The organism is Streptomyces sp. NPDC087263, from assembly GCF_044744645.1.
Classification (GTDB): domain Bacteria; phylum Actinomycetota; class Actinomycetes; order Streptomycetales; family Streptomycetaceae; genus Streptomyces.
In genome coordinates this window covers 477,884-504,660 of the sequence record NZ_JBIUYT010000007.1, presented here as the reverse complement: position 1 = coordinate 504,660, position 26,777 = coordinate 477,884, and the positions used below count along the sequence as shown (strand labels likewise).

Here is a 26,777-nt window from a genome sequence, read left to right as displayed (position 1 = left end):
TAAGGGAACGTCGCCATGACCACCGCCTTGGAGCCCGCGCTTTCCGTACGCCAGGTCCTCACCATGGACCGGGTGCTCGCCGGAGAGCCCGAGGTGGTGGCCGGGGCGAGCCATCTCGACCGGGCCGTGCGCTGGGTGCATGTCGCCGAGGCCGCCGACGTCGGTGTGATGCTCACGGGCGGCGAAATGGTGCTCACCACCGGGGTGTTGCTCGCCGGCGACGTGGAGGCGCAGGCCGAGTACATCCGTTCGCTGCACCGCGCGGAGGCCGCGGCCGTCGTCCTGGGACTCGGCCGCGCCTTCCCCACGCCGCCGGACGTGATGCGCAGGGCCGCCGAGCGGTGCGGGCTGCCGATGGTGGTGCTCCACCGGCCCTTTCCCTTCGCCGAGTTGACGGAAGAGGTTCAATCCAGGCTGGTCAGAAGCAAGTTCGCGGCCGTGAGCCTCTCCGAGGCCGTACGGACGGCGCTGACCGGGCTCATCACCTCGGGCGCTCCGCTGCAGCGCATGCTCGACGAGATCGCCGGGCACGCCGCCTGCCCCGTCGTCGTCACCAACGTCGCTCACCGGGTCCTCGCCACGGCGGGGGAGCGGTCCGCCGTGGACGACGTGCTGCGTGACTGGGAGCGCATCTCCCGGCAGGCGGGCGGCAGCGAGGGCGACGGGTGGATCAGGGCCGAGCTGGGCGGGCGGGGGGAGCGCTGGGGCCGCCTCGTGCTGTGCGGGTACCGCGGCGCCGCCGCCACCGGGCGGCTGCTCGCCGACCGGGGCGCCGAGGCCCTCGTCCTGCACCGGATGCTCGGCAGCTCCGTGCACACCTGGGAGGAGCAGTCCGCGCAGAGCCTGCTGACCGACCTGGTGAGCGGTGTCGTACCGGCCCGGCAGCTGTTGCCGCGGGCGCGGGCGGCCGGGCTGCCCGTCAACCGGCGGGCGTTCGTGCCGCTGGTGGTGCGGGACGGTGATCCGGCCGAACTCGACCGTGTGCTGCGGTTGTTGGGGCTTCCGGGCCTGGTCGCCGAGCTCGCGGACGGGGCCACCGCCGTGCTGCTCAGCCTCGCCAGGGACCAGGACGCGGAGGCGCTGGCCACCCACTTCGCCGTACGGCTGCGGCACGAGAGCGGCACCCCTACGACCGTGGCCGCCGCGTCCCCCCGTACGGCATGGGACGACGTCCCCGCGGGCCTGCGCGAGGCGCTGCATGTCGCGGAGGCAGCCGCCGACGCGCCCGCCGACCAGGAGCAGCCGGTTCTGCTGCGGCTGCGTGACGTCCATCTGCGCGGCCTGGTACGGCTGTTGCGGGACGACCCGAACGTGCAGTCCTTCGCCGAGCGGGAGTTGGACGGGCTGCTGTGCGACGCGGACGCCGAGTCGGAACTGCTGCCCGTGCTGCGGACGTATCTCGCGACCGGCCGCAACAAATCGCGCACCGCGCAGCTCCACCATGTCAGCAGGCCCGCGCTGTATCGCCGTCTTGAGGTCATAGAGGCCCGCCTCGGCGTGGACCTCGACGACTTCGAGCAGGCCGCCTCCGTACACATCGCGCTGCTCGCGCACGACGCCCAACAGAGGTGAAATGCCGTGGAAATGAGAGGGAAACGCGCGCGTACGGGCGAGAGTGACACGGTGGAACGACCGGCGTCCCTAGACGTGACACGGTGCAACTCAAACCCGGCATCAGGACTTCCTAGGCTCCTCGTACACCGAGCGACCGGAGGTCCCGATGAGCAGAGTGATCCGAGCCGCCGTCTTCCAGACCGCGTGGACCGGCGACAAGGAATCGATGATCCAGGTCCACGAGCAGGCGGTCCGCGACGCGGCCGCGCAGGGCGCACAGGTCCTGTGCTTCCAGGAGCTGTTCTACGGGCCGTACTTCTGCCAGGTCCAGGACAAGGCGTTCTACGAGTACGCCGAGCAGATCCCCGAAGGCCCGATCGTCCGGCGCTTCCAGGCGCTGGCCAGGGAACTGGGCATCGTCCTCGTCCTGCCGATGTACGAGGAGGAGCAGCCCGGCGTCCTGTACAACACCGCGGCCGTGATCGACGCCGACGGATCGTACCTGGGCAAGTACCGCAAGACCCACATCCCCCAAGTGCAGGGATTCTGGGAGAAGTTCTACTTCCGGCCGGGCAACTCCGGCTGGCCGGTCTTCGACACCGCCGTCGGCAAGATCGGTGTCTACATCTGCTACGACCGGCACTTCCCGGAGGGCTGGCGTGCGCTGGGCCTCGCGGGCGCCGAGATCGTGTTCAACCCGTCGGCCACCTCGCGCGGCCTGTCCGGCTACCTGTGGCAGCTGGAGCAGCCGGCCGCGGCCGTCGCCAACGAGTACTTCGTGGGCGCGATCAACCGGGTGGGCGTCGAGGAGTACGGCGACAACGACTTCTACGGGACCTCGTACTTCGTGGACCCGGAAGCCCAGTTCGTCGGCGAGGTGGCCGGCGACAAGGAGACCGAGCTCGTCGTCCGGGACCTGGACCTGGCCAAGCTCCGCGAGGTGCGCGACCGGTGGCAGTTCTACCGGGACCGCGCTCCGGGGGCGTACGGGCCGCTGACGGCTCCGTAGCCGCGGCGGGTCCGCTGCACGGCGGTCCGGTTCACGCGGGCCCGGCTCACGGGGGGTCGGGCCCGCGGGACCGATCTGCCTACCAGGAAACAGCGTTGACCCCAGTCTTCAACAGCTTCGGTATTCCCTCAGTGCACGCACGACCGGAAGGAGAGGGACCATGAGCCGTACCGTCATCCGTGGTGGCCTCGTCGTCACCGCGTCCGACGAGATCCATGCCGACGTCCTGATCGAGGACGGCCGGATCGCCGCCCTCGCCGCCACCGGCACCCCGGCGGCCGACGCGTGGACGGCCGAGCGGACCTTGGACGCCACCGGCAAGTACGTCATCCCGGGCGGCGTCGACGCGCACACCCACATGGAGCTGCCCTTCGGCGGCACCTTCGCCTCCGACACCTTCGAGACGGGCACCAGGGCCGCGGCCTGGGGCGGCACCACCACCATCATCGACTTCGCGGTGCAGAGCGTGGGCCACTCGCTGCGCGAGGGCCTCGACGCCTGGAACGCCAAGGCGGACGGCAAGTGCGCCATCGACTACGGCTTCCACATGATCGTCTCCGACGTCAACCAGGAGACACTCAAGGAGATGGACCTCCTTGTCGAGGAGGGCGTCACCTCCTTCAAGCAGTTCATGGCCTACCCGGGCGTCTTCTACAGCGACGACGGCCAGATCCTGCGCGCCATGCAGCGCTCCGCCGAGAACGGCGGCCTGATCATGATGCACGCGGAGAACGGCATCGCGATCGACGTGCTGGTGGAGCAGGCGCTGGCGCGCGGGGAGACCGACCCCCGCTTCCATGGCGAAGTGCGCAAGGCGCTCCTCGAGGCCGAGGCCACCCACCGTGCCATCAAACTCGCGCAGGTCGCCGGAGCGCCCCTGTACGTCGTGCATGTCTCGGCGCAGGAGGCGGTCGCCGAGCTGACGCGGGCGCGCGACGAGGGCCTGAACGTCTTCGGTGAGACCTGTCCGCAGTACCTCTTCCTGTCCACGGACAACCTGGCCGAGCCCGACTTCGAGGGCGCGAAGTACGTGTGCAGTACGCCACTTCGGCCCAAGCAGCACCAGGCCGCCCTGTGGCGCGGACTGCGTACGAACGACCTCCAGGTCGTCTCCACCGACCACTGCCCCTTCTGCTTCGTGGGCCAGAAGGAACTCGGACGCGGCGACTTCTCGAAGATCCCCAACGGACTCCCGGGCGTCGAGAACAGGATGGACCTGCTCCACCAGGCCGTCGTCGACGGACACATCTCGCGCCGCCGCTGGATCGAGATCGCCTGCGCGACACCGGCCCGGATGTTCGGCCTGTACCCGAAGAAGGGCACCATCGCGCCGGGCGCCGACGCCGACATCGTCATCTACGACCCGCACGCCGAGCAGGTCCTGTCGGCCGAGACCCACCACATGAACGTCGACTACTCGGCGTACGAGGGCAAGCGTCTCACCGGCCGGGTCGAGACGGTGCTCTCGCGCGGCGAACACGTCATCACCGAGCGGGAGTTCACCGGACGCGCGGGTCACGGCGTCTACACCCCCCGCTCCACCTGTCAGTACCTTCTCTGAACCTTCTCCGAGCGACCAGGAGTGGCGCCATGGACTTCGGACTCGTCCTGCAGACAGACCCCCCTGCCTCCCGCGTCATCGACCTGATGAAGCGGGCCGAGGGCAACGGCTTCACGTACGGCTGGACCTTCGACTCGGCCGTGCTGTGGCAGGAACCCTTCGTGATCTACAGTCAGATCCTCGCGAACACCGAGAAGTTGACGGTCGGCCCGATGGTCACCAACCCGGGCACCCGCACCTGGGAGGTCACCGCCTCCACCTTCGCGACGCTCAACGACATGTACGGCAACCGCACGGTGTGCGGCATCGGGCGCGGCGACTCGGCGATGCGCGTTGCCGGACGCAAGCCCAACACGCTGGCCCGGATCAGCGGCGCCATGAAGGTCATCCGAGCCCTCGCGCGGGGCGACGAGGCCGATCTCGGCGGCACCGTCATCAAGCTCCCCTGGGTCAGGCCGGGCGCCGAACTCCCTGTCTGGATGGCCGCGTACGGGCCCAAGGCCCTGAAGATGACCGGCGAGGAGGCGGACGGGTTCATCCTCCAGCTCGCCGATCTGTACCTCACCGAGTACATGGTCAAGGCCGTGAAGGACGCGGCCGTCGGCGCGGGCCGTGACCCGTCCGAGGTCAAGATCTGCGTGGCGGCGCCCGCATACGTCACCGCGGACGACTCACCCGAGGCGCTCGCCCACGCCCGCGAACAGTGCCGCTGGTTCGGCGGCATGGTCGGCAACCACGTAGCCGACCTCGTCTCCAAGTACGGGGAGCACTCCGCCGCCGTACCCGACGAACTCACCGAGTACATCAAGGCCCGCGAGGGCTACGACTACTCCCACCACGGCCGCAGCGACAACCCCGACACCAAGTTCGTGCCCGACGAGATCGTCGACCGGTTCTGCCTCATCGGCACGCCCGAGCGGCACATCGAGAAGCTGAACGCGCTGCGTGCTCTGGGCGTCGACCAGTTCGCGGTGTACGACATGCACGACGCGCAGGAGGCGACCATCGACGCGTACGGGACGAAGGTCATTCCGGCCGTCAACGGCCAGTAATACAGGGGTACTCGAAGCCCGATCCAGGGCACTTGAAGCCCCCTCCCCGTTCTCCCCTTCCCGCCGTCCCGAGAAGGGGGCCAGGGCGCTCCCCGCGCCCCCCAAGTGCCCCGCACGGCCTTTCCCGCCACTCCTCACCTGATGGGCCTGCCCATGACCGAGACCGTCCCCGCCGAAAGTTCGCCGCCCGCCGCTCAAGTCACGCTCCCGGACGGCCGGGTGGAGATAGCCCCCGGCGCGCCTCTGCCGAGCGGCCCCTACGCCAACGAGGACCTGCTGCCGGTTCCGATCGAGAAGCGGACCTGGACCACGTACAACTTCTCGGCGCTCTGGGTCGGTATGGCCCACAACACCGCTTCCTGGACCCTGGCTTCCGGTCTGATCGCCGTCGGCATGGACTGGAAGCAGGCCGTCTTCACCATCGCGCTGGCCAACCTGATCGTGCTCGTCCCGATGCTGCTCACCGGGCACGCGGGACCCAAGTACGGCATTCCGTTCCCCGTCTTCGCGCGGGCCGCCTTCGGTGTCCGTGGCGCCAACCTGCCTGCTGTCGTACGGGCGTTGGTGGCCTGTGGCTGGTTCGGTATCCAGACCTGGATCGGTGGCGAGGCGATCTTCTTCCTGGCCGGGAAGCTGTTCGGCGACAGCTGGGCCGGCGCCGGCCACATCGGTGGCTACGCCTGGACCATGTGGCTGTCCTTCGCGATCTTCTGGGTGCTCCAGGTCGCCATCATCTACCGGGGCATGGAGACGATCCGCCGCTTCGAGAACTGGGCGGCGCCCTTCGTGCTCGTCGGCGCCGGCGTGATGCTGTGGTGGATGAGCGACAAGGCGGGCGGCTTCGGCCCGCTGCTCGACCAGCCGTCCAAGCTCGGCTGGGGACCCGACTTCTGGACGCTGTTCGCTCCCGCGCTCATGGGCATGATCGGCTTCTGGTCCACGCTGTCGCTGAACATCCCGGACTTCACGCGGTACGGGAAGAGTCAGAAGGCCCAGACGTGGGGCCAGGCGCTCGGCCTGCCCACCACCATGACGCTGTTCGCCTTCCTGTCCGTCATGGTCACCTCGGGCTCGCAGGCGGTGTACGGCGAGGCGATCTGGGACCCGGTCCAGCTGGCCGCCAAGACGGACAACGTCTTCGGCATCATCTTCGCGCTGGTCACCGTGCTGGTGGCGACCCTGTCCGTGAACGTCGCGGCCAACCTGGTCTCGCCGGCCTTCGACTTCTCCAACATCGCGCCCCGGAAGATCAGTTTCCGGGCCGGCGCCCTCGTCACCTGCGTCCTCGGCGTACTGATCTTCCCGTGGAGGCTCTACTCCGACCCGCAGGGCTACATCTTCACCTGGCTCGGCCTGGTCGGCGGTCTGCTCGGCACGGTCGCGGGCATCCTCATCGCCGACTACTGGATCCTGCGCCGGACCAAGCTCGACCTCGCCGACCTGTACAGCACGGGCGGCCGCTACTGGTACGACGGCGGCTGGAACTGGCGTGCCGTCGTCGCCTTCGTCACCGGCGGTGTGCTGGCCGTCGGGGGCGCCGACTTCCATCCGCTGATCGACGGACGGCCCATTCCGGCGCTGGAGTCACTGGCCGACTACGGCTGGGCGGTCGGGCTCGGCACGTCGATGGTGCTGTATCTGGCGCTGATGTTGGCGCGTGGGCGAGGGAAGACGGCTGTCTGAGTCGGGGGCACTTGGGCTGGGCTGACCGTTTGCTGACGGTCAGCCCTGCTGTGCTCTGACGGTCGGCTCCGCCGTGTTTCGACGGTCAGCTCCGCCGTGTCTTCGACGGTCGGATCTGCTGTGCTCAGACGTTCAGCTCTGCTGGGTCTTCTCCAGTGCGGCCACCGCGTCCTTGGCGGCACTGATGGCGCCCTTGTTGATCACGTCGGCACTGGGCGACTTCTTCGTCTCGAAGTCGCTGCCGTTGTACGTGATGACGATCACTGCGTTGGACGCGCGGACGATCACCACCCCCTCGCGGGTGTCCTGCTTGTCCTCGGAGGTGAGGTTCACGACGGAGTAGGCCGTGTCGCCGACGCCGGGGACCGTCCCGCCGCCGCTCTTGTCCGCGACGCGCTCCTTGTAGGACGTCTGCGCCGCCGCGTCCGACTCCTTGATCTCGTACGAGACGTCGAGCCAGCGGTAGTCGAACCCCTTCAGCGCATTCCAGGAGCAGGTGCGGCGGACCGCCTTGTCGGTCGACGCGATCTCCTGACCGGCCGTCTTGGCGCCCGGGACCAGCGCCTTGATCGTCTTTTCGGTCACGCTGGTGCAGGGTGCGGGGGACGCGGCGTACGTCTTGGTGGCCGCGGACGTCGAGGGTGCGGAGGCCGAATCCGTAGGCTTTTGAGACGATTTGTCCTCAGCGGCGGTCGGGGTCGCGGCGAGCGGACCGGACGACAACGCCCAGCCCACCGAGGCGAGCACGGCGACCGGCAGCAGACGCGCGGTGAGAGCGAGCGGCAAAGGAAGAGAACGCACGGCGCACTTCTCGTGGGGGACGGTGCGGAGGTGGCCCGCACTGCGGACGGGACGCCAGTGTCACACGTGTCCCTGTGGGGCGGAAGTGTGAACTCGCTCTGTGCCTGTGCGGTGACAGTGACTTGCTGTTGACGGGATGTGGGATTCGGGGTCGGTGTGGACGACGACGGGGGTGTGCGGCTTCCCGGTGGGTGCCGAACTGCCGCTGGGGCCGACGGAGGTCCTGAGGTGAACTCGCCGCCGTGCGGATCTCGTCGAGGCCGCATGCCATCATCGGCGCGTGATCGCGATACGCCTGAAGCCGACCCGTGGTGCCGTCCTCGCCTGTGTGCTGGCGTTGACCGCGAGCGGGTGCGGGCTCTCCGCCGAGCTGGACCGCGAACGCAACCCCGAACGCACGCCCACGCCGTCGGAGACCCGGGCCGCCGAGCCGCCCGAGTCCGCCTCGCCCTCGTCCGCACCGTCCGTATCGGTCCAGCCGGTGAGCGGCTGCCCGTCGTCCGGTCTGCGCTTCCAGGCCGGTCCCGTCGACGGGGCCATGGGGCTGCGAGTCATGACGCTCTCCGTAACCAACTGCGGTGAGCAGCCGTACGAGCTGAACGGCTATCCCTCCGTCAGCGTCCTGGACGAGGCGGGCGACCCGATTCCGGGCGTGCGCACGATCGAAGGGACCGACGGCGTGCCCATGGCGTCGGACGACACCGGCCCCGAGCCCTTCGCGCTCGGACCGGGCGAGACCGCGGAGGCGGGGCTGGTGTGGCGGATGGCGGCCGAGGACGGTACGTACCTCCACGTCGCGCCGGACAAGGGGCAGGATGCCGTGAACGTACGCCCTGAATGGCCCCTCGACATCGGGCCGGAGAACGTACTCGGTACGCATCCGTGGGCCCCCGCCCCGAAGTCGGCTTCCTGAAGGCGATGCCGTACGCGGCCCGCGCCTACGGCACCCGGCTCGTCCACTCCGGCGACCCGAACTTCGCCCGCGCCAGTTCCTCCGCGCGCGCCAGCTCCTGCGGAGTCACCTTGCCGTCCGTCAGTCCGTACCGGCCGCGGAACGAGTCGATCATCCGCTCGATGACCGCCTCGCGCGCCAGGCCGGTCTGCCGGCGCAGCGGATCAACCCGCTTCTTCGCACTCCTTGTGCCCTTGTCGGAGAGCTTCTCCCGGCCGATGCGCAGCACTTCGAGCATCTTGTCGGCGTCGATGTCGTACGCCATGGTCACGTGGTGGAGCACCGCGCCGGGCCCGCCACCCGGGCCGACCATCCGCTTCTGCGCGGCGCCCGCGACCTTCCCCGCCTCCGTGGCGATGTCGTTCAGCGGCTGGTACCAGGCCTTGATCCCCATGTCGCCGAGCGCGCCGAGCACCCAGTCGTCGAGGTACGCGTAGCTGTCCTGGAACGACAGCCCCTGGACGAGGGCCTCGGGCACGGAGAGCGAGTACGTGATCGTGTTGCCCGGTTCCACGAACATCGCGCCGCCGCCGGAGATCCGCCGCACCACCTCGATGCCGTGCCGCTCGGCGCCGGCCGGGTCGACCTCGTTGCGCAGCGACTGGAAGCTGCCGATGATCACGGCGGGCGCGGCCCACTCCCACACGCGCAGCGTCGGGGGGCGGTGGCCCGCGGCGACCTCGCCGGTCAGGACCTCGTCCAGGGCCATGTGCAGCGTGGGGGACTGGGGGCCCTCGTGGATCAGCTGCCAGTCGTAGTCGGTCCAGTCGGTGGCGTGCGCGAGGGCCCTGCGGACGGCGATGGCGATGCCCTCCGAGGTCAGGCCGTACATCACCGTGCCCTCGGGCAGCGCGGCGTCGATACGGGCGGCCAGTCCTGCCGCGTCGGTGTCCGTGGAGGCGCCGTTCAGCGCGTGGTTGACGGCGTCCAGCGCCTCGTCCGGTTCGAGGAAGAAATCGCCCGCCACGCGCGCGTGGCGCAGGACTCCGCCCGCCACGTCCAGGTCCACCACGACGAGCTTGCCGCCGGGGACCTTGTACTCACCGTGCACCGATCCGCCTCCGTTGTCCGTTTCACGAGGACCAACGCCGACCTCGGATGATTGATTCCGGTCATTGCGGGCGGGGTGCCTGCCGTGCCCGCGTGCCCTGTCCCCCGGGGAGCCGCAAGTGCAATAGTCGAGAGCGAGGTTGATCGTTCGGCTCAGCGAGGTGGCACGGCATGTTCACAACCCGACCGACGCTCCAGGGCACCTTCGGCATGGTGTCCTCGACGCACTGGCTCGCCTCACAGTCGGCGATGGCCATCCTGGAGGACGGTGGCAACGCCTACGACGCCGCGGTCGCCGCCGGTTTCGTCCTGCACGTCGTCGAGCCGCACCTCAACGGACCGGCGGGCGAGGTCCCGATCATCATCGCCCCCGTGGGCGGCGAGGTGCGGGTGCTGTGCGGGCAGGGCGTCGCGCCCGCCGGAGCGACGATCGCCCACTACAGGGGACTCGGTCTGGATCTCGTACCCGGTACCGGGCCGCTCGCCGCCGCCGTGCCCGGCGCCTTCGACGCCTGGATGCTGCTCCTGCGCGACCACGGCACCAAGTCCCTCGCCGACGTCCTGAAGTACGCCATCGGGTACGCGGAGGACGGGCACGCGCCCGTGGAGCGCATCGGCGAGACGGTGGAGACCGTGCGCGAACTCTTCGAGACGGAGTGGACGTCCTCGGCCGAGGTGTATCTACCGGGTGGCAGGGCTCCGCGACCCGGCGAGCTGTTCCGCAATCCCGCCCTTGCCGACACCTGGCGACGGCTGCTCGCCGAGGTCTCCGAGGAGGCGGACCGGGTGGCGCAGATCGAGGCCGCGCGGAACGTGTGGCGTTCCGGTTTCATCGCCGAGGCGCTCGTACGCCAGGGGCGGCGTCCCACCCTGGACACCAGCGGCGAGCGCCACACCGGCACCCTGACGGCCGCCGATCTGGCCTCCTGGTCCGCGAGCTACGAGGCCCCGGCGACATACGACTGGCGCGGCTGGACCCTGTGCAAGGCCGGCCCCTGGAGCCAGGGCCCGGTGCTGCTCCAGCAGTTGGCCCTGCTGCCGCCGGAACTGCCGCGCTACGGCTCCGCCGAGTACGTCCACCTGCTGATCGAGGGCTGCAAGCTCGCGATGGCCGACCGGGAGGCCTGGTACGGGGACGCGGCCGAGGTGCCGCTCGACGTGCTGCTCTCGAAGTCGTACAACACCGCCCGGCGCGCGCTCGTCGGGGACAAGGCGTCGCGTGAGCTGTGCCCCGGCAGCCCCGGAGGGCGCGTTCCGCGGATGAGTGAGCACGCGCGCGTGGTGGCCGCCGGGGAGCCGGGCTTCGACGCGCTCGCGGTGCCGGGTGCAGGGGAACCCACGGTGGCCCGGGCTGTCGCGGACCCCGCGGTGGCGCCGGACGGCGGTACCCGCGGCGACACCTGCCACCTCGACGTCGTCGACCGCTGGGGCAACATGGTCGCCGCCACGCCCAGCGGAGGCTGGCTTCAGTCCAACCCGGTCGTACCCGAACTGGGCTTCCCGCTCGGCACCCGGCTCCAGATGGCCTGGCTGGAGGAAGGGCTGCCCAACTCCCTGACACCGGGCCGCCGTCCGCGCACCACCCTGACCCCCTCGCTCGCGCTGCGCGACGGGGTGCCGGTCATGGCCTTCGGCACACCGGGCGGTGACCAGCAGGACCAGTGGCAGACACACTTCTTCCTCTCCGTGGCGCTGCGCGCCGAGGTGCGCGGCGGTCTCGATCTCCAGGGCGCGATCGACGAGCCGAACTGGCACAACGACAGCTTTCCCGGCTCCTTCTACCCGCGCGGTATGCACCCCGGCAGCGTCACCGTCGAGTCCCGCATGGACGCCGCGGTCGTCGAGGAGCTGCGCCGCCGCGGCCACGACGTCCAGGTCGGCGACGCATGGTCCGAGGGCCGGCTGTGCGCGGTCGCACGGCATCCGGAGACGGGTGTGCTGTCGGCGGCGGCGAACCCGCGGGGGATGCAGGGGTACGCGGTGGGGCGCTGATCCGCGGACGCGGTGTCATGACGTAGGCCCGTGATGTGAGGTAGGCCCGTGTCATCGCGTGACTCGACGTGCTCAGTGTCATCAGGTGCGCCGGGGGGTCGCGGTATGCGGGGTCTGCGTGCACTCTGCGTAGCCATGGGGTCCGGGAATTCATGGGCATTCCACCCGGAGTGCACCGGCCCGGTGAGGATTGTCAGAGGCGCGTGCTGTCATGGAGACATGATCGTAGACATCGAAACCATCGACGAGTTTCTCACCCACCGCACCTCCGACGTCGAAGAAGTGGTCCGGCAGGCGGCCGCCGCCGAGGTCATGCCGCGCTTCCGACAGCTCGCCGCGCACGAGATCGACCAGAAGAGCGGCCCGCACGATCTGGTGACGGACGCCGACCGCCTGGCCGAGGAGTACCTCACCGAGACCCTCACCGCGCTGCTGCCCGGCTCGGTCGTGGTCGGCGAGGAGGCGGTGCACGCCAACCCGACGACCTACGAGGCGATACGCGGCTCCGCGCCGGTCTGGATCGTCGACCCGGTCGATGGGACACGGCAGTTCGTGCACGGCGACCCCGGATTCTGCATGCTGGTCGCCCTCGCGCTGGACGGCGTCGTGCACGCGTCCTGGACGTTCGCTCCCGCGCGCGACGAGTTCGCCACCGCGATACGTGGCCGGGGCGCCTTCCTCGACGGTGCGCCCCTGCGGGCGGGTTCGCCCCTGCCCGGCCGCGACCTCGACATCGCCACCTCGCACCCGGACTACACCACGGACGAGCAGAAGCGCGCCCTGCTCGCGCTGCGCGCCGAGGGTGTCGTGACCCGCCCGTGCGGCTCGGCGGGCCTGGAGTATCTGGCCGTGGCCCGCGGGGAGTTGGACGCCACGGCCTTCTCCTGGGAGGCCGCCTGGGACCACGCGGCAGGCCTGCTGCTGGTCGAGGAGGCGGGCGGCGCCCATCTGACGCTCGCGGGCGAGCCGTTCCGTATCACCGGGGGAAACACGCTGCCGTTCACGGCGGCCAGGGACGAGGCGACGGCCCGCAGGGTGGTCGCGCTGCTGGCGGCCGGGGGCTGAGGGCCGGGGCGGCTGGAACCTGAATGCTCGGGGCGGCCGCGGAGCCCGAGTGCCGAAGACGGCTGTCTTCCGTCAGCTTCCCGCTCCCGCAATCGCCCGCGCCGTCAAGGCTGTGAGTCCTCCGGCATATCCTGATCCCAGTTGCCATCGGCTGACAAAGGAGTCCGAAGGTGCCGTCGATGCTCGATGTGGTCGTGGTGGGTGCGGGGCCGAACGGACTGACGGCTGCCGTGGAGCTGGCCCGCCGGGGCTTCTCCGTGGCCGTGTTCGAGGCGCGGGACACCGTGGGCGGCGGAGCCCGCACCGAAGAGCTGACGCTGCCCGGATTCCGGCACGACCCGTGTTCGGCGGCGCATCCGCTGGGCATCAATTCTCCGGCTTTCAGGGCGATGCCCCTGGAGCGGTACGGCCTGGAGTGGCTGCACGCGGAGTTTCCCATGGCGCACCCGTTCCCGGACGGCACGGCGGCGGTGCTCTCGAGGTCGGTGGCGGAGACGGCCGCCTCGTTCGGGCCGCGCGACGCCGGTGCGTACCGGCGCCTGGTCACCCCCTTCCTCCCCAAGTGGGACACGCTGGCCCACGACTTCATGTCGCTGCCCCTGACCGCGCTGCCCCGCGACCCGGTCACCCTCGCCCGCTTCGGCCTCGCCGGACTGCCGCCCTCGACCTGGTTGATGCGCCGCTTCCGTGACGAGCGGGCCAAGGCACTGTTCGCCGGACTCGTCGCCCATGTCATCGCCCCGCTCGACGGGTTCGCAACCGGCGCCGTGGGCCTGGTCTTCGCCCTGGCCGCGCACGCCCGTGGCTGGCCCGTGGCCCGGGGCGGCTCCCAGTCCATCTCCGACGCGCTCACCGCGTACCTCAAGGACCTCGGCGGCAGCGTCCACACCGACTACGAGGTCAAGCGCCTCGACGACCTGCCGCCCGCGCGCGCCTACGTCTTCGACACCTCACCCACCGCGCTGTCCCGGATCGCGGGCTTCGGCCGCTACTACGAGCGGTACCGGTACGGAGCGGGCGTCTTCAAGATCGACTACGCGCTCGACGGCCCCGTGCCGTGGACGGCGAAGGAGGCGCGCACCGCCGGGACCGTGCAGGTCGGGGCGAGCCGCGCGGAGATCGGCAGCGCACTGCGGGCGGCCTCGCGCGAGGGCCGGGCGCCCGACGCTCCGTTTCTGATCACCGTGCAGCCCAGTGTCGTCGACCCCTCCCGGGCACCCGAGGGCAAGCAGGTCTTCTGGGCGTACGGGCACGTCCCGAACGGCTGGACCGGAGACCTCACGGAAGCGATCGAGCGCCAGCTGGAGCGGTTCGCGCCGGGCTTCCGCGACCGCGTCCTCGCCCGCGCGACGGCGGGCCCGCCCGAACTGGCCGCCCGTAACGCGAACTACGTGGGCGGCGACATCGCCTCCGGCGCCGCCTCCGGGCTCCAGCTCCTCCTGCGTCCCAAGCTCTCCCTCTTCCCGTACAGCACCCCGCACCCGGCCGTCTTCATCTGCTCCTCGGCCACCCCGCCGGGCCCCGGCGTCCACGGCATGTCGGGGCACAACGCGGCGAAGGCGGTATGGAAGAGGCTGAGACAGGCATGACAGGGAAGGGGCCGAGGCAGGCATGACATGGAGGAGGCCGAGAAGGGCATGACCACGATCACGCTGGTGCAGGGCGACATCACCCGGCAGAGCGTCGACGCCGTCGTCAACGCCGCGAACTCCTCGCTGCTCGGCGGGGGCGGCGTCGACGGGGCCATCCACCGCCGGGGCGGTCCCGCTGTCCTCGCCGAGTGCCGCAAGCTCCGCGCCTCCCACTACGGCAAGGGCCTGGCCACCGGACGAGCAGTCGCCACCACAGCCGGTGAGCTGGACGCGCAGTGGGTGATCCACACCGTCGGCCCGGTGTGGCAGGGCCCAGGCAGCGACACTTCACTCCTCGCTTCCTGCTACCGGGAGTCCCTCCGGGTGGCAGACAAGCTGAGCGCGCGGACCGTCGCGTTTCCGGCCATCTCGACCGGCGTCTTCAGATGGCCGATGGAGGAGGCCGCCCACATCGCCGTGGAGACGGTCAGGGCCACGGAGACGGCCGTCGAAGAGGTCAGGTTCGTCCTCTTCGACGAGCGGGCGTACAAGGCGTTCGCGGAGCAGGTCCAGCAGATCCGCTGACCGTCCCGGCCGGGAGGTGACGGGCCGCGGAAAATTGGCGGGTGTTGAACACGTCTTCCGAAGTACGGTCCTGCGGTGACTGATGCGGATGGGTACTTCGGAGAGAGTGTCGCGGCGACCTACGACGAGGCGGAGGCGGGCGAGTTCGAGGCGGGCGTCGTGAAGGCGGCGGTCGACGTACTGGCAGAGCTCGCCGGCGACGGCCGGGCCTTGGAACTGGGCATCGGGACGGGGCGTATCGCGCTGCCACTGGCAGGCAGGGGAGTCCCGGTCCACGGCATCGACCTGTCGCGGGCGATGGTCGAGCGGCTGCGCGCCAAGCCCGGCGGTGACGCGATCGGAGTGACGATCGGCGACTTCGCGGCGACGAAGGTGGACGGGGCGTTCTCCGTCGCCTATCTCGTCTTCAACACGATCATGAACCTGACGACACAGGCGGCGCAGGTGGACTGCTTCCGCAACGTCGCGGCCCACCTCGAACCCGGCGGCCGATTCGTCATCGAGGTCATGATTCCCGACCTGCGGAAGCTCCCGGCGGGGCAGACCGTCGTGCCCTTCCACGTCAGCCCGACGCGATGGGCGTTCGACGCCTACGACGTCGCCACCCAGGAGATGAGCTCGAACTACGTCGAGGTCGTCGACGGGCGAGGCGAGTACCACTCGATTCCCTTCCGTTACGTGTGGCCGGCGGAACTCGACCTGATGGCTCAGCTCGCCGGGCTGCGCCTGTCCGAGCGGTGGGACGGATGGACCCGGGAGCCGTTCACCGGCGAGAGCGGCCGGCATGTCTCGATCTGGGAGAAACCCGCTGCGTAATCAGCCGTACAGCCGTACAGCCGTACAGCGCCGTACAGCCGTTCGGCCGGCCGCCTGAGCAGCGGCTCCGAGCTGGACAAGTGCTGGTCCAAGCTTTACTGCGAATAGATTGCAGGTGGGAAAGCTTGGCATGAGGGTGGGAGGCGCACCGCCCGCCCCGAAAGAAGAAGGACCCCACCATGCGTCGTACGTCGCTCACGCGGCAGGAGTGGGGCCGGCTCGGCGGGATGGGCGCGTTCATTCTCGCGCTGCACGTGATCGGCTGGTTCACGCTCATCGCCGTCGTCGCGCCGGAGCACTACAGCATCGGCGCGAAGTCGTTCGGCGTCGGGATCGGCGTGACCGCGTACACGCTGGGCATGCGGCACGCCTTCGACGCCGATCACATCGCGGCCATCGACAACACCACCCGCAAGCTGATGAGCGAGGGGCAGCGGCCGCTGTCGGTCGGTTTCTGGTTCTCGCTCGGCCACTCCAGCATCGTCTTCGGGCTGGCCTTCCTGCTCTCCCTGGGCGTTCGGACGCTGGCCGGACCGGTGCGCGATGACGACTCGAGCCTGCACGATGTCACCGGGCTGATCGGCACGACGGTCTCCGGGACCTTTCTGTACGTCATCGCCGCCATCAACCTCGTCATCCTCGCCGGGATCTGGAAGGTCTTCCGGCAGATGCGCTCCGGCCACTTCGACGAGGCGGCCCTGGAGGAACAGCTGAACAACCGCGGGCTCATGAACCGCCTGCTCGGCCGCGTCATGAAGTCGGTCACCAAGCCCTGGCAGATGTACCCGGTGGGCCTGCTCTTCGGCCTCGGCTTCGACACGGCCACCGAGGTCGCCCTGCTGGTCCTCGCGGGATCGGGCGCGGCGTCCGGGCTGCCCTGGTACGCGATCCTGTGCCTGCCCGTCCTGTTCGCGGCGGGCATGTCCCTGCTGGACACGATCGACGGTTCGTTCATGAACTTCGCGTACGGGTGGGCCTTCTCCAAGCCGGTGCGCAAGGTCTACTACAACCTCACCATCACCGGACTGTCCGTCGCCGTCGCCCTGATCATCGGCACGGTCGAACTCCTCGGCCTGCTCGCGGAGCGGCTGCAGCTGCGCGGAGCCTTCTGGGACTGGGTCGGCGACCTCGACCTGAACGTCATCGGCTTCGTCATCGTCGGCCTCTTCTTCGCCACCTGGGTCATCGCCCTTGTCGTGTGGAAGGTGGGCCGGATCGAGGAGAAGTGGACGGCGGGGCTGCGCCTCCCGCCGGACGGCCTTCGCCACCCCGGGGATGCCGGGCTTTCCGACCCTGCCCGGCAGCCCGCCCGCCAGCCCGTCGACTGACGCATCCGACTACCAACCCGGCAGCCACAGCAGGTGCCCGGTGACGACAGGACCTAGGGCCGGCGGGGAGTCCAGGGCGAGGACGGCCGCGCCGATCGGCTACAGGTCGGGAGGCGGTGCGGCCTGGAGGGCGGTGATCCGGCGGGTGACGGCGTGCTCGGAGGAGTGCAGGGCGCCACCCGGCCGGGTGCGCCGGGCGACCAGGGTGGCACGAGCCGGCGCCCGTGCGGTGGTGCGACGGTCGCCGACGGCATCCGCCGCTTCCTCGTCGGCCGGCGCTCCAGCAGGGAGGTGACCGTGCTGCGCACCGGTGCGAGGAGCGGGTTGGCCGCGACGGTCAGGGCGACGGCGGTCGCCACAGCCGAGTGGCGATGGGCGATGGGCGATGGGCGAGACGGGCACGCTCGTGGGCCGGCAGGGCACGGTGCTCCGCCGGTTCCAGCGCGCCGAGCGTCGCCGAGGTGACCAGGATCCGGCCCGGCCCGCCAGGGATGGCGAAGGCCCGCGGGGTCGAGGACGCGGCGGTGGCGAGCTCGCTGTCGGGAGGGTGGCCTTCGCCGAGCCGGTTCAGGACACGTCGCGTCGCGTAAGGCACGCGCACGGCGCGGATGAGCCGGAAGGCGATCACGCCGAGGACCGCGACCGCGCAGAGCGCGACCGCATCGAGGACCGGTTCGGGCAGCGACGCCGGGCCTCCTCGCCTGCCTCCACGGCCACCCACCCCTGCGGCCTGGTCGACCAGGGTGGCGACGAGCGAGGCACAGGGCCCAGGCGGAGGCGGCCGCGGTCAACGCGGGGCGATGGTCGGCACCCGGGCGGCGTACGCCGGAGAAACGCGCGCGCCGACCTTTGGGGCGACGGCCGCCGGCAGCAGCGGCAGGACCAGCGGGACGTAGACGTCGATCTTCATGGCCTCATGGCCCGTACTCCCCGACGAGCCTCACGGCCCGTGCCCTCCGAGGAGCTCGCGCAGGGCCGTTTCCTCCCTGGGGCTCAGCCCGGTCACGAACTGCTGGAGCACCGCGATGGAGTCGGGCCCGCGGTCGAGCGCCTCGTGCATGGCCTCGGCGGTCAGCTCGGCGGCGTTCTTGGCGGGCCGGTACGCGCCGCGCCGCCCGTCCATGTCACGCAGGACCAGACCCTTGTCGTACAGGCGTTTGAGGATGGTGTGCACGGTGTTGTAGGCGAGGTCGCCGGAGATCTCGGCCTGGATCTCGGCGGGCGTCATAGTGTCGTCGGTGGCCCAGAGAGCGGCGAGGACTTCGCTCTCCAGCTCGCCGGCGCCGCGCCGTTCCGCCCTGCTGTGGGGGCCTGTGCCAGCCATGTCGGCCACCTTACAGCGCGTAGGGGAGTGGTGAAGGGGACGGCTTCCTGCCGCGCCTTCGGATGCCGCACCCACTCTGCGCTCCGGAGCAGGGCGAGGTAATTTATCCATGTCTCCTGCTATTTAACCGTGTTATGGATTTCCGGGCTTTCGTCGTGTTGCCCCGGTTTTAGCCTTTACCCTACGGGTTGTAGGGTGAGGAGGCCCTACGCTCTGTAGGGGTGAAGGGTGGACGATGGTCAAGACGTTGAACCCGGCGCTCGTCGGCGCCCCGCGCCCCGGCCCGCCCCCGGCTGCCGGCATGTCCCGACGCTCCTCCGAGCTATGGCTCGCACTGGTGGCGGCTGCCTTCACCGTGACTCAGCTGCTCCTCGTACGCCCTGGAATGGGCCTCGGCTGGGACGAGACGGTGTACGTCAGCCAGGTGAGCGCGCACGCGCCCGCCGCCTTCTTCAGCGCGCCGCGGGCCCGCGGCATCTCCCTGCTCGTGGCGCCGATCACCTCCTGGTCGTCATCCACGGAACTCCTGCGCGTCTGGCTGGCGCTGCTCTCCGGACTCGGCCTGTTCCTCGCACTGCGCGTCTGGCGGAAGGTGTTCCCGACGCCCGTACTGGCCCTTGCGGGCGCGTTGTTCGCCACGCTCTGGGTGACGGTGTTCTACGGCCCGCAGGCCATGCCCAACTACTGGGTCGCGATCGGCGCCCTGGCCTGTGCCGGCTGCTTCCTGCGCGCCCAGGCCGACCGCTTTGACCGGGCGGCACTGTGGGGAGTGGGCCTGAGTGCGGCACTGATGGCGTGGATGCGCCCCACCGACGCGGTCTGGGTGACCCTCCCGCTGCTCGCCCTTGTCGTGTGTGTCCGCCGTTGGCGCCGGCCGCGGCTGCTCGTGGCACTCGCCGCGGGCCTGGTGGCCGGGGCGGCGGAGTGGGTCGTCGAGGCGTACGTCAGCTACGGCGGCCTGATGCAGCGGCTTTCCGACGGATCACGGATCCAGGGCGGCCTGGGCTGGAAAATCGCCGTCGGTGACCAACTGCGCAGCCTCGGTGGGCGCACCCTGTGCCGCCCGTGCACCGGGCCGACGCCGAGCGCCGCCGTGACGGTGTGGTGGTTCGCCCTGCCGCTGCTCGCCGCCCTCGGCCTCGTGTTCGCGGTCAGGGCCCGGCGCACGGCGAGCACGTTGCTGCTCCTGGCCTGCGCCGCGACGGCCGCCTTCCCGTACCTCTTCATGATCGGGTACGCCGCTCCGCGCTTCCTGCTGCCCGTCTACGCGCTCCTCGCCATCCCGGTCGCCGACGCGCTCGTCCACCTGGTCGCCGCCCCGCGCCGGGCATGGCGGCCGCTTGCCGTGGTGCTGGTGGCGCTCGGCCTCGCCGGGCATCTGGCGGTGCAGTACGTGGTGCTGGAGAGGACCGTGCACCGCACCACCGTCGCCCATCAGGACTGGGCCCGCATCGCGACGGAACTGCACCGGCTCGGCGTACGGCCGCCGTGCCGCCTGACCGGGTACCAGGCCGTCCCGATCGCCTTCTACGCCGGCTGCTCCTCCGTCGCGACGAGCGGACCCAACGCCAACACCACCGGGGCGGACATCGTGCGGGCCGCGCGGAGCGAGCCCTTCGCCGTGCTCACCACCCTCGGCGGAAGTCCGCCCGCGTACGCCCGTACCTGGCCTTCGCACACCATCGGTGGCCTGCGCCTCCACGTCGCGCCCGGTGCACCGGGAGGCCCGGCGACATGACCGCTCCGCCGGCCGCTCCACCGGCCTCGACCGCCGTCCGCAGGCGGGTCTCCTGGCAGGCCGGGATCTCGCTGCTCGTGATGGGGTGCGCGGTGTATCTCGCGCGGCGTCACTGGCCGGTGATCGAGGCCGGAGGCGCCCGGCTGGCCGTCGCCGACCGAGGCTGGCTGCTGGTGGCGACCGCCGCCACCGTGGCGACCTGGGCGTGCTCGGCGCTCGCCCAACAGGGCGCGGTGGCCCGGCAGTTGCCGGCCCGCAGACTGGTGGCGGTGCAGTTCGCGGCGTCCGCGGCCAACCACGTACTGCCCGCGGGCCTGGGGGCGGGCGCGGTCAACCTGCGCTTCCTGACTCGGTGCGGGCTGCCGGTCGCCCGGTCCGCGACCGCGCTCGCGGTGAAGGCAACCGCGGGGACCGTCGTACGAGGCTTCCTGATCGCCGTACTCGCGCTGGCCTGTCCGGGTGTCCTGCACCCTCCGCATGTCCCCGCGACCGCGGTGATGGTGGCGGTCGCCGTGGTCGGCATCGCCGTGCTGCTCCTGAAGGGACCGCTGCGGCGGCCCCTGCGGGCCGTACTGGCGGATGTCCGCGCCGTGCACGAACTCCCCGCCCGGGCGGCCGCGTTGTGGGGTGGGTCGCTCGCCTTCGCCTCGCTGCACGCGGCCGTGGTGATTGCGGTGACCCAGGCCCTCGATCTGCCGCTGCCCCCGGCCCAGGTCGCCCTCGCCTACCTCGTCGCGAGCAGCGCCGCGGTCCTGCTTCCCACGCCCGGCGGCCTCGGCTCCCTGGACGCCGCCCTCGCCCTGGCCCTCACCCTCGCCGGAGCACCGGCAGCCGCGGCGGCATCCGTCGTCCTCGGCTACCGGCTCCTGACCGTATGGCTGCCGCTGCTGCCCGGGCTGCTGGCACTGGGGGTGCTGGTACGGCGGCGGGTGGTGTGAACTGCCGCTCGGACTAAGCGAGTTCGAGACGGTAACCGTGCCCTCGAAGTGTCGTGATCAGTGGCACGCGGTACGGCTCGGACGCAGCGCCCGTGAGGCGGCGGCGCAGCCCCGCCATGGTGACATCGAGCGTCTTCGTCGAACCGAACCAGTTCTCGTCCCAGACCTCGGCCATCAGCGTCTCGCGGGACACGGCCTCGCCCGCGTGCCGGGCGAGCACGGCGAGCAGCTCGAACTCCTTGGGCCGCAGGTCGACTTCACGGCCGTCGAGGGTGCAGCGACGCGCCGTGATGTCGACGACGAGATCGCCCAGCCGGATCGGCTCCTGGGGCGGCGCGGCAATGGCCCGCCTCCGCAGATGGGCCCGCAGCCGGGCGAGCAGCACGGTCAGGCTGAACGGTTTGACCAGGTAGTCGTCCGCCCCCGCGTCGAGCCCCGCGATGACGTCGATGTCGTCCGTGCGGGCGGTGAGGATGAGGATCAGCAGGTCGGGGAAGCGGGCGCGCAGCGTGCGGGCCACGTCGAGTCCGTCCATGTCGGGCAGGCCGAGATCGAGGAGCAGCACGTCGTACGAGGATCGCGCGGCTTCCGCGAGGGCGCCCGCGCCGGTCCGGCTCCACGTGGGCCCGTAGCCGTTGCCGCGCAGTCCGGTTTCGAGGTGTCGGCCGATGGTGTCGTCGTCCTCCACGACGAGAACGCGGGCGCGACTGTATCGACTGGGGTCCGGTGCGGCGGGCGTGCTCATGGTGGGCAGCGTAGAGCCGGACCGGGTGTTCACAGATCTCGGAGTTCCTCTACGGCGGGTCGGGCGGCTCGGCGTACCCCGTTCAGGGCCGCCGCCAGTACGGCCGCCCCGGCGGCGCAGCCGGTGAGGACCAGATAGGTGCCGGGGACGGACAGCGTGGCCGGCGGGGGGTCGAACACGCCCGTCAGCACCTTGACCAGCATCTCCGACAGGCCCCAGCCCATCAGCGCGCCACCGGCCAGACCGCCGCCCGCCAGCAGGAGTGCCTCGGTGAGGACCATGCCGCGCAGTTGGCCGGCCCTGGCGCCCAGCACGGTGGCGATGGCGAAGGTCCGCCGTCGTTCCGCGAGGCCGAGCGCGAGGACCAGTCCGCCCGCCCCGGCCGCGAGCAGCACCGCGAAGGCCAGCTCGATCCGGGTGAGTCCGGCCAGGTCCACGGAGGTCAGGCTGGTGCCGACCGTGCCCCGGGTCTGCGTGAGGTCGGTGACGGTCGCACCGGTGCCGAGCTGCTTGCCGAGCTGCGCCGCGACCTGCTTCTGGTGGGTGCCGCCGGTGTCCACGAGGAACGCGCCGACCGCGTCGCTGCCGGTTGCCCTGGCCACGTACGAGGCGTTGGCGACGAAGAAGCTGTCCTTCGGCGCGGTCGGGAACTCCTTGGCGATCCCGGCGTAGTGGAACGTCACCGTGCGCAGCGACTTGGTGTGAGCGTCCTGGATGCGCAGCCTGACGGTGTCACCGGGCGAGAGCTGGAAGTCGGTGACGGTCTCCGCGCTGACCAGCAGCGCGTCGGGCTGCTTCGCGAGCTTGTCCATGAGCGAGGCGGCGGTGCCGCCGGAGAAGTACGCGTCCTGGAGCGAGGTGGCCGAGGCGATGGTGCCCGGATTCACGCCGTACAGGTCCTGAAGGTCGGAGCCGACGTAGGCGAACCGGTGCTGAAGCGGCTCGACATGGCGTACGCCGGGGACCTTGAGGGAGGCCGCGGCGCCGGGCGGCGTCTGCGCCCCGGGGGGCTCGGTCACCGTGACGTCGGCGCCGTTGGTGAGGCGCGCGTCGACCTCGGCCTGCTGCTTGTACGTCGCGTTGAAGGTCGCCGTTGACACCGCGAACGACACGGCGAGCGCCAGCAGGACCACCGAACGGGCCAGCGGACGCCGACGCCGGGAGAGCACCGCGGCCGTCGTGCCCGCGAGATTCGACGTCAGAGGACGCGACAGCCGGGCCAGCACCCCGCGCCCGTGGGTGAGGGCGAGGAGTGTGAGCCGCCACAGCAGGAGGGCGGAGCCGACCCACAGCAGCGCGGGCCCGAGGAACGCCCAGTACGACACCGAGATGCTCGGCACCCCTTCGGGGGCGAGGACAAGGGCGTACTGGTTGCCGGACGAGGCCCGGAACACCAGCCAGGAGGCGATCAGCAGGGCGAGGTCGAGCCCGTACCGCATCCACCACACCGAGCCCGTACGCCGCCCTGGCCTGCGGGTGTCGGCGACCGTCACCCCGCGCAGGTCGCGCAGCGCGGGGACCAGGACGGCACCCGCGGCCACGGCGGCGCCGAGCAGGAAGGCAAGGGCGTACCAGAAGGCCCACGCCCCGGCGCTCGTCCCGAACGACGCCGATCCGAAGGCGACACGACCTGTCAGTGCGGCGATGCCGAGTCCGGCGAGGCCGCCGGTGACCCCCACCAGCCCGGCTTCCAGGCCCGACAGGGAGGCGATCCGCCTCGGCCGCAGCCCGCGCAGCCGCAGCAGGGACTGCTCCTGGCGGCGCCGTTCACCACCGGCGGCGGCGACCGCGGCGGTCAGCGCGGCGGCGAGGATCGCGCCCGGGACACCGAGGAAGAGGAAGAGGATCTGAGCGTAGGCGGCGTCCTGGCGGGCGGCGTCGAGGGCGGCGCCGAGGTTGTTCCCGACGATCACGCCGCCCGAGGAGCGGGCCTCCAGGTTGTGGGCGGCGCGCGTCACGGTGTTGAAGGCGGAGGCGGGGTCGGCGGGCAGCTTGGCGTCGCTGGTGGTGTGGATCTGGGTGGTGACCGGGGTGTTGGCCGTCAGGGAGGTGAATTCGGTGGACGGGAGGAGGACCACGTTGTCGGGCGGTGCGGCGGGCTGGGACTGGCTCGGCGCGCCGACCTTCTGGAACAGCGAGTCGGCCTGCGGGAGGTCCACGACCCCGGCCACCCGGACCTGGCGTACGCCGGAGCCGGGGAGCTGGATGCCGATGGTGTCGCCGGGGGCCGCGTGCAGGTTGGAGGCGGTCTGCTGGGCGAGCAGTACGCCGCTGGAGGAGCCGGTCAGCGGCCGGATCTCACCCGGGAAGAGCTTCTGGTAGTCGGCCGGGAGACCGAGCACCATGCCGGGCCCGGTCGTCTGCGTGGTGCCCTGCGCCTTCGCCGTGAACGCGCTGCTGTGGGCGAATCCGACCGGGACTGCGGCCTGTACGCCGGGCGTGTGCCGAACCAGGGACAGGGTCGCCCCCGCGCCGGCACCCGGCTGCACCTCGACCTGCCAGTCGACGGCGACCGAGCCGACGGCGCGCTGGGTCATGGTCGCCTTCGACGCGGTGAGGAACGAACCGAGCGAGGCGATGAGGGCGACGGCCAGGGCGATCCCGGCCACGGCGGCCAGCAGTCGCCCGGAGCGGTGGCGGGCGAGGCCGCCGGCCCACGCGGTGTTCATGAGATCTCCTCGGCCTGCTGGTGGGTGGTCAACCGGCCTTCTGGAATGGTCTGTTGGGCGGTGAGAGGGGCCGTGACGGCCCATGCGGCTTTCATGGCGTCTCCTCGGCTCGCTGTCGGGTGGGTCAACTGGCTGTCTGGCATGGGCTGTTGGGTGGTGTGGCGGCCGGTGGCGGCCCATGTGGCCTTCATGGCGTCTCCTCGGCTCGCTGCCGAGTGATCAACCGGCCGTCCCGCATGGCCAGTCGGGTGGTGAGGCGGGCGGCGACGGCCGGGTCGTGCGTGGTGACGACGAGGGCCGCGCCCGTCCGGTCGGCCGCCGTCAGCAGCGCGTCCAGGACGTGCCCTCCGGTGGTGTGGTCGAGCCGGCCGGTGGGTTCGTCGGCCAGGATCAGGCGGGGCGCCTGGGCCAGCACGCGGGCGGCGGCGACGCGTTGCGCCTGACCGCCGGAGATCTCCTCGGGCAGCCGCTCGGCCAGCTCGGCGGCGTTCACCAGGGCGAGGGCCGCGATGGCCTCCTGGCGGGCGCGGTCGTCCGGCATTCCGGCGAGCACCAGCGGCAGCGCCGTGTTCTCGACGACGTCCAGGGCGGGGATCAGGCTGTCGCCCTGGAAGACGAGCCCGATGTCGCCGGGACCTGCGTGCAGGGCGGGCCAGCTGACGGTGCCGCTCGTCGGGCGTTCGAGGCCGGCCAGCAGATGCAGCAGCGAGGACTTCCCCGAACCCGACGGGCCGACGACGGCCAGCCGGTCACCGGCGCGCACCCGCAGGGTCGCGCCGTGCACGGCGACCACGGCGTTCGCGCCGCGGCCGAAGGTCAGGGCGGCGTCGTCGCAGGCGACGAGTACGTCGTCGGCGGGCGCGGTCTCATGCGGAGACATCGTGTGCCCTCCCGTCGTCCAGGGCGATCACCCGGTCGGCGATCCGTACGGCCTCCGCGCTGTGCGTCACGATCAGCACCGCGCAGCCCAGAGCGGCACGGTCGCGCAGCATCCGCAGGATCAGGCGCTCGGTGTCGCCGTCGAGTTCGCCCGTGGGTTCGTCCGCGAGCAGGACCCCGGGGGAGTTGGCGAGGGCGACGGCCAGGCCGGCCCGCGCCAGCTCCCCGCCGGACAGTTGGCGGGGCAGTGCGTGCGCCCGCCCGGCGAGCCCCACCTGCTCCAGCAGGTCCCCTGCCGACACCGCGGGTCGGCCCCGTACGGCACTGTGTGCAAGCCGCACGTTGTCGCGCACATTGAGATGCGCGACGAGATTGCGGGTCTGGAGAAGTACGCCGATGTGGCGGGCCCGCAGCCGGGCGCGCTCGGTCTCGGGCCGATGACTGACCCGTACGTCCCCGACGCGCACCTCTCCGCCCGAGGGCTCGTCGAGGCCGGCGAGGCACGACAGAAGCGTCGACTTGCCCGCCCCCGACGGCCCCACGACAGCGACCGTCTCACCGGGCCGCACCCGCAGGGACACCCCGCGCAGGGCGAGCGTCTCCTCCTCGCCGGCCCGGAAGAAGCGGTACAACTCCCGCGCGCTGAGTCCCGCTTCGGACTTCAGGGCGGTTTCCCGCACGACGTCCGACATGGCGCTCGCCCTCACTTCCATGTGAAGGAGTCGCTGACGATGCGCCAGGGGTCCACGTTGTCGGCGTTCACCGGCCCGGACAGGGTGACGTCCACCTCGTGCCCCTGCCGGTAGAACGCGTAGCGCTCGAACGCGTCGCGCACGACCTTGCCGGTGACCGGGTCCGGAGCCGAGTCGCCCTGGTACTTCAGCAGGACGGCCCTCCCGCCGTTCCGGGTCACCTGCGACACCTTGGCTCCGCTGAACTTCGGTACCTGGCCGGTGAGCCGAGGAACGACCGTGCCGGTGACGGACGCGGTGGTGGGCGCCGAGGACGCGGACACGGCGGAGACCTCGACGCGGTTCAGCTTGTCGGTGAAGACCGCGGTGCCGCCCTGGGTGCTACGGGCCCAGCCCTCCGGCACCTTTACCGTGAAGCCGCCGCCGGACGGCTGGTAGGCGACGTACGCCTGGTTGTCGGGGATGTCACCGGGTGGATTGGACTCCGTGGGCGCCGCGGCGGCGCTGCTGGATCCACCCGAGGAAGCGGCGCCGGACGAGGAACACCCCGCGGTCACCGCCGCCGCGAGTACCAGTCCGACGACACCGATGGTTCGTACGCGTGTCATGGCCATAGCCACTGCCCTCCTGGGTAAGCCTGCCGAGCGACCGGACGTGGTCATGGCACCGACGCTAGGAAGCGACGGGTTAACGCCCCGCACGGCGAGGGTTAGACGACGGCAAAAGTGCGTGGCGGGCTTCGCCCGGCCCGGTGGGCGGCCCGCATGATGAGG

The 26,777-nt window shown here is 71.1% G+C and carries 25 protein-coding genes; 14 read left to right on the top strand and 11 right to left on the bottom strand.

Features of this window, described 5'->3' with window-relative positions:
* Nucleotides 1–15: 15 nt before the first annotated feature.
* The 5 genes from ACIPC1_RS24920 to ACIPC1_RS24900 all read left to right on the top strand — a co-directional run bounded on the left by ACIPC1_RS24920 (nt 16) and on the right by ACIPC1_RS24900 (nt 6,859).
* Nucleotides 16–1,572 (top strand): PucR family transcriptional regulator, encoded by a 1,557-nt coding sequence (locus ACIPC1_RS24920; RefSeq protein ID WP_402520470.1) that lies wholly within the window; start codon nt 16–18, stop codon nt 1,570–1,572.
* 148 nt (nt 1,573–1,720) lie between these two features.
* Nucleotides 1,721–2,563: a nitrilase-related carbon-nitrogen hydrolase gene (locus ACIPC1_RS24915; RefSeq protein WP_402520468.1), complete on the top strand. Its 843-nt coding sequence runs from the start codon at nt 1,721–1,723 to the stop codon at nt 2,561–2,563.
* A 160-nt stretch (nt 2,564–2,723) separates the two neighbouring features.
* The gene (gene hydA / locus ACIPC1_RS24910; RefSeq protein WP_402520466.1) at nt 2,724–4,124 is read left to right on the top strand and encodes a dihydropyrimidinase; all 1,401 of its coding nucleotides are present in this window, start codon (nt 2,724–2,726) and stop codon (nt 4,122–4,124) included.
* 29 nt (nt 4,125–4,153) lie between these two features.
* Nucleotides 4,154–5,176 (top strand): TIGR03842 family LLM class F420-dependent oxidoreductase, encoded by a 1,023-nt coding sequence (locus tag ACIPC1_RS24905; RefSeq protein WP_402520464.1) that lies wholly within the window; start codon nt 4,154–4,156, stop codon nt 5,174–5,176.
* 153 nt (nt 5,177–5,329) lie between these two features.
* Nucleotides 5,330–6,859 carry an NCS1 family nucleobase:cation symporter-1 gene (locus ACIPC1_RS24900; RefSeq protein ID WP_402520462.1) on the top strand — a complete coding sequence of 510 codons (1,530 nt, stop codon included), beginning with the start codon at nt 5,330–5,332 and terminating at the stop codon, nt 6,857–6,859.
* A 132-nt stretch (nt 6,860–6,991) separates the two neighbouring features.
* Here ACIPC1_RS24900 and ACIPC1_RS24895 read toward each other — a convergent pair whose 3' ends face one another.
* Nucleotides 6,992–7,660: a hypothetical protein gene (locus ACIPC1_RS24895; protein ID WP_402520460.1), complete on the bottom strand. Its 669-nt coding sequence runs from the start codon at nt 7,658–7,660 to the stop codon at nt 6,992–6,994.
* Nucleotides 7,661–7,940: 280 nt separating this feature from the next.
* Between ACIPC1_RS24895 and ACIPC1_RS24890 the strand changes: the two genes are divergently transcribed.
* On the top strand, nt 7,941–8,573 hold the full coding sequence (locus ACIPC1_RS24890) for a DUF4232 domain-containing protein (protein ID WP_402520458.1): 633 nt from the start codon (nt 7,941–7,943) through the stop codon (nt 8,571–8,573).
* A 25-nt stretch (nt 8,574–8,598) separates the two neighbouring features.
* Here ACIPC1_RS24890 and ACIPC1_RS24885 read toward each other — a convergent pair whose 3' ends face one another.
* On the bottom strand, nt 8,599–9,663 hold the full coding sequence (locus tag ACIPC1_RS24885; protein WP_402520456.1) for a biotin/lipoate A/B protein ligase family protein: 1,065 nt from the start codon (nt 9,661–9,663) through the stop codon (nt 8,599–8,601).
* Between the two features lie 170 nt (nt 9,664–9,833).
* On the opposite strand from ACIPC1_RS24885, the gene ACIPC1_RS24880 reads away from it, so the two are divergent.
* The 6 genes from ACIPC1_RS24880 (at nt 9,834) to ACIPC1_RS24855 (ending at nt 17,019) form a co-directional block, all read left to right on the top strand.
* Complete coding sequence (locus ACIPC1_RS24880) at nt 9,834–11,654, top strand: gamma-glutamyltransferase family protein (protein WP_402520454.1); 1,821 nt, start codon at nt 9,834–9,836, stop codon at nt 11,652–11,654.
* Nucleotides 11,655–11,873: 219 nt separating this feature from the next.
* On the top strand, nt 11,874–12,719 hold the full coding sequence (locus tag ACIPC1_RS24875) for an inositol monophosphatase family protein (RefSeq protein WP_402520452.1): 846 nt from the start codon (nt 11,874–11,876) through the stop codon (nt 12,717–12,719).
* A gap of 179 nt (nt 12,720–12,898) precedes the next feature.
* Entirely contained in the window at nt 12,899–14,308 is a 1,410-nt protein-coding gene (locus ACIPC1_RS24870) for a phytoene desaturase family protein (protein ID WP_402520599.1), read from the top strand.
* Nucleotides 14,309–14,356: 48 nt separating this feature from the next.
* On the top strand, nt 14,357–14,875 hold the full coding sequence (locus tag ACIPC1_RS24865) for an O-acetyl-ADP-ribose deacetylase (RefSeq protein WP_402520450.1): 519 nt from the start codon (nt 14,357–14,359) through the stop codon (nt 14,873–14,875).
* A gap of 75 nt (nt 14,876–14,950) precedes the next feature.
* Nucleotides 14,951–15,691 (top strand): class I SAM-dependent DNA methyltransferase, encoded by a 741-nt coding sequence (locus tag ACIPC1_RS24860; protein ID WP_402520448.1) that lies wholly within the window; start codon nt 14,951–14,953, stop codon nt 15,689–15,691.
* Between the two features lie 179 nt (nt 15,692–15,870).
* The gene (locus ACIPC1_RS24855; RefSeq protein ID WP_402520446.1) at nt 15,871–17,019 is read left to right on the top strand and encodes a HoxN/HupN/NixA family nickel/cobalt transporter; all 1,149 of its coding nucleotides are present in this window, start codon (nt 15,871–15,873) and stop codon (nt 17,017–17,019) included.
* A 337-nt stretch (nt 17,020–17,356) separates the two neighbouring features.
* On the opposite strand, the gene ACIPC1_RS24850 is transcribed toward ACIPC1_RS24855, so the two are convergent.
* The 3 genes from ACIPC1_RS24850 to ACIPC1_RS24840 all read right to left on the bottom strand — a co-directional run bounded on the left by ACIPC1_RS24850 (nt 17,357) and on the right by ACIPC1_RS24840 (nt 18,343).
* Nucleotides 17,357–17,740, bottom strand: a complete 384-nt coding sequence (locus tag ACIPC1_RS24850; protein ID WP_402520444.1) for a hypothetical protein — start codon at nt 17,738–17,740, stop codon at nt 17,357–17,359.
* A gap of 66 nt (nt 17,741–17,806) precedes the next feature.
* Entirely contained in the window at nt 17,807–17,929 is a 123-nt protein-coding gene (locus ACIPC1_RS24845) for a hypothetical protein (RefSeq protein ID WP_402520442.1), read from the bottom strand.
* A gap of 30 nt (nt 17,930–17,959) precedes the next feature.
* The gene (locus tag ACIPC1_RS24840) at nt 17,960–18,343 is read right to left on the bottom strand and encodes a BlaI/MecI/CopY family transcriptional regulator (protein ID WP_402520440.1); all 384 of its coding nucleotides are present in this window, start codon (nt 18,341–18,343) and stop codon (nt 17,960–17,962) included.
* Nucleotides 18,344–18,578: 235 nt separating this feature from the next.
* Between ACIPC1_RS24840 and ACIPC1_RS24835 the strand changes: the two genes are divergently transcribed.
* Nucleotides 18,579–20,081, top strand: a complete 1,503-nt coding sequence (locus ACIPC1_RS24835; protein ID WP_402520439.1) for a hypothetical protein — start codon at nt 18,579–18,581, stop codon at nt 20,079–20,081.
* Complete coding sequence (locus tag ACIPC1_RS24830) at nt 20,078–21,019, top strand: YbhN family protein (RefSeq protein ID WP_402520437.1); 942 nt, start codon at nt 20,078–20,080, stop codon at nt 21,017–21,019. Before ACIPC1_RS24835 ends, ACIPC1_RS24830 begins: the two co-directional genes overlap by 4 nt.
* A 13-nt stretch (nt 21,020–21,032) precedes the next feature.
* Here the strand turns inward: ACIPC1_RS24830 and ACIPC1_RS24825 are convergent, their stop codons facing one another.
* Genes ACIPC1_RS24825 through ACIPC1_RS24800 form a run of 6 tightly spaced genes read right to left on the bottom strand, consistent with a single transcriptional unit; the run spans nt 21,033 to nt 26,618 of the window.
* Nucleotides 21,033–21,764 (bottom strand): response regulator transcription factor, encoded by a 732-nt coding sequence (locus tag ACIPC1_RS24825; protein WP_402520435.1) that lies wholly within the window; start codon nt 21,762–21,764, stop codon nt 21,033–21,035.
* Between the two features lie 29 nt (nt 21,765–21,793).
* Nucleotides 21,794–24,433 carry an FtsX-like permease family protein gene (locus tag ACIPC1_RS24820; protein WP_402520433.1) on the bottom strand — a complete coding sequence of 880 codons (2,640 nt, stop codon included), beginning with the start codon at nt 24,431–24,433 and terminating at the stop codon, nt 21,794–21,796.
* Entirely contained in the window at nt 24,430–24,624 is a 195-nt protein-coding gene (locus ACIPC1_RS24815) for a hypothetical protein (RefSeq protein ID WP_402520431.1), read from the bottom strand. The genes ACIPC1_RS24820 and ACIPC1_RS24815 overlap by 4 nt, the downstream gene beginning before the upstream one ends.
* Complete coding sequence (locus ACIPC1_RS24810) at nt 24,621–25,313, bottom strand: ABC transporter ATP-binding protein (RefSeq protein ID WP_402520429.1); 693 nt, start codon at nt 25,311–25,313, stop codon at nt 24,621–24,623. The genes ACIPC1_RS24815 and ACIPC1_RS24810 overlap by 4 nt, the downstream gene beginning before the upstream one ends.
* Entirely contained in the window at nt 25,300–26,004 is a 705-nt protein-coding gene (locus ACIPC1_RS24805; protein WP_402520427.1) for an ABC transporter ATP-binding protein, read from the bottom strand. The genes ACIPC1_RS24810 and ACIPC1_RS24805 overlap by 14 nt, the downstream gene beginning before the upstream one ends.
* A gap of 11 nt (nt 26,005–26,015) precedes the next feature.
* Complete coding sequence (locus tag ACIPC1_RS24800) at nt 26,016–26,618, bottom strand: hypothetical protein (RefSeq protein ID WP_402520425.1); 603 nt, start codon at nt 26,616–26,618, stop codon at nt 26,016–26,018.
* Nucleotides 26,619–26,777 lie beyond the last annotated feature (159 nt).